Source organism: uncultured Campylobacter sp., assembly GCF_937949835.1.
Taxonomy (GTDB): Bacteria; Campylobacterota; Campylobacteria; order Campylobacterales; family Campylobacteraceae; genus Campylobacter_B.
The window spans coordinates 1-3,234 of record NZ_CALEDC010000349.1; the positions used below are offsets into that span (position 1 = coordinate 1).

The 3,234-nt window shown below is 40.9% G+C and carries 1 protein-coding gene; it reads right to left on the reverse strand.

What is annotated here, in order from left to right; translation table 11 throughout:
- Positions 1 to 142: 142 nt before the first annotated feature.
- Positions 143 to 3,234, reverse strand: a 3,092-nt coding sequence (locus Q0256_RS08035; protein ID WP_297962043.1) for a hypothetical protein, incomplete at its 5' end; no start/stop codon positions are given.

Consider the following 3,234-nt stretch of genomic DNA (forward strand, 5'->3'; position numbering starts at 1 on the left):
GCAGAAAAGATTGCTTGACTTAATGAAAATCCTGTGCTTATTTTGGACTTATCGCCGCCGAGCAAGTTAAAATTTTAAAATTCGGCCATAAAAAAAGGCTAACCTTGCGGTTAGCCTTTAAATTTAGCGAGAAGCGCGCGGATTACCAGTCGATTCGCTGATTATACATATCGCGAGCATTACCGGTGTCTAGAATTCTAGTCGAAGTGTCGCTAGTGCTATTTGAAGAATCGCTGCCTCCGGCAAAAGAACCTACATCGTCTTCTTTGCCTGATTTAACCTGACCTTCGCCACCCCATTGATCCGCCGCAGCATTGAGTATTCTAACCAAGAAGTAATTATAGTACTGCGGAACACCGGAATATATGGTAGCATAATCTCCGACTTCAGGAGGCAGGGTTCTCATCATAGCTTCACCGCCGTTAGGAGTATATATTAACCAAGGATCCGTAACTATACGTATGGTAGTACTACCTACTTCATTTGCCCTTAGATTCATAGTCTCTTGACCCGATGCCAGCGAATTGCTCCTACGGATATCTATTCCCACGCTCGGTGACGGGCTATATCTACTTACAAATTCGGATTTTATATCGTTCGGAATCTTTTGAGTATTTGTGACAAAGCCCGAAAAATCCGTTAAACTGTTATCCAGAGCGGCGAGATCGGTAAATATATTGGAACTTGGAACCTCGTAGCTAAAAGCAGGGCTTGGAGCCGGCATCCCTCTACAATTATCCGTTCTTCCGCAATATATTTTATTAAAGATAGGCACCGTTAGCAATCTTTTTCTCTTGACCTCATAATCCTGAGCACCGTCGTTTTTATCATGAGCTTTGCCGTAAACGAAATAGGCGTAGGTGCCAATATTATCGCTATAATCCGTAACTGCGATCTCGCCATTTTTATACGACTTCGTATTGTTGTTTGCAATAGCTATATATTGACTTTTACTTACCGTTTTTCCGCTTGATTTTTTATACTCTTCGACCTTTCTGGTTAAAAAGGCATCTAAATTCTCTTTTAAGATATTGATATTTTTCTCATCATATTTCTCCGAAGAGGTATCGGCTATGGCATTATAGTCTCTATCAAATTTAGAAGGCCAAAATTGCTCCAAAGTCTTTAACTCGGCTTTATCGCTTATTACATCGAAGTCACTAGCATAGATTAATACCGGTCTACTAGGGGACTTTTGCATCCTAGCGAAGTTAAAATAGACGGTAGCACCAGGAGTTTGTCCTTCTTGAAAGCCGCGCGCCATTACTTTAAACAAAGGTGATTTTGAATCGTAATTTACGTTGGCTCCTCTAAGCGGTCTATTGATCAAACCCCCTCTTAAATTCGCATTAGTGTAAAAATTAATAGCGTACCTAAGCGGCAAAGGCAAGCCGTAACCAACGCCTCCAGTGGCTTCATCCAAATACTGCTGATCAAAATTTATACTTCTTGTATTATACGTATAGCACCTACTATCGTATCCACTAGCACCTTGGCAGTCATTGCTATCTCTTGCAAAGAATTGAGTAGCATTTGGAATCGTATAGCTTACCGCCGTATTTCTAGGATATGGTACATAATTAGATGCCGCTGCCGTTGTATTAGGATTTTTATTTTTAGAGCAACGTCCATCCGCATCATTGGCTTGACAATCAAAACCAAAAGTCAAATGGAAATCCAAATCGCTGGCAAATCCGCATGCAGCCTGTGCATTACCGTCTACTTCAATCATGGTGCCGTCATATAACGTAGCTACAACATCTTTATAAACCTTATCGGATAGATATGCCACAGCATTAAATTTTAACATAGCCAGCTGACTCGTTTGTCTCGTTATGGCAAAATTTTGCGCAGGATTTTCGCCTGGATTTATAACTATGTTATTTTCAATATCCGGGGAATTGAAATATGTAAATGCGGATGTCTTGCCAGTCAAATTGTTATCGGTACCCGCTGCTCTACTGATTACTCCATTGTCTAGGCTAACTACGGATAGCATAATACGATCCGGTCGGTATCGCAAGACCAGATTGCTATTTGCTGCGGAAGCTTTAGGATCTTGGCTTTTTACTAAATCCGAAGTTTTCATTCCCACATCACAACCTACCATACCTTTAGCGTCAGGTAGATTGCTAGATGAATTGATAATACACTTAGCACTTTTCCATTTCTTTGAATATGTCTGATCGGAATAAGCATCTGTCCATGAGTTATCATATACGCTAACCAAAACATCGCCTACATTGTAATAATTAAAATAGTACATAGCGGTTTTAGGCTTCGTAGTAGTGTAGTTAGCCTCAGTATAGAGGATACCGTTGCTTATGTCTTTTGCGGCAGGATCTTTTCTGGACTGCGTCATCAGATATGCACCTTGCACATTGCCCTTCGATACAAAAGTGGCCACTCCAGATGTCTCTGTGATATTTCTGGCATCGAAATTTGCCCATAGACTAATAGCGTTCTTATCCCAAACCCTTCTATAGGTTCCCTCGAAATTTATTGACGATCCGTTTGCCTTGCACTCGGAACCACTTTTACCAAAAGTCCCTTTTTTAATATCGGCATCGGTGATACCATTTTTAACATAATATGATCCCGTAGCACTATCATATTCAATTCCACTATAATTTGTATGAGTTCCGCCGAAGCATCCATCTAATTTTGTACCTCTTTTTAAACCATTAGTGCTTCCAGTTCTTTCTATATAATAAGACTGAGTAGGAATCTGAGCTGCACATTGATTGGATATAAATGGACGCAAATAGGTCTGAACACCACGCACTTTCGTAGAAACGTCTTGGGTATTATCCGCATCGGAATCGGTATAGCTTTTGCGGATATGGTACCTCTGATTTCCTAGATCCCCACCTATTACAGCAGTATAATTAGGAACGCCGTGACCTTCATAGCTCCTAGCCGAAATCACATGGGCTAAGATATCGGCATTTTCACTATAATCGCCACCTAAACGCAAATCTTTAGGATTCTTTATGATTTTTGCATCATCTTTGCCCTTGTTTGTTATATCTCCGGAGGCGCCAGGATCTATCAGTTTGCCGTATTTGGTCAAAACAGATGTATCTACGTTGAAATATGCCGGACGAAGCACGAAGTTGTCGCTACCGCATACGTGAAATGAACCGTCTTTGGATAAATGAATTCCGAAGGTATTAGCGGCGCTACTAATATCACTCGAAAGTTTAGCTAGTTCGGCTTGTATATTCGCCTCGG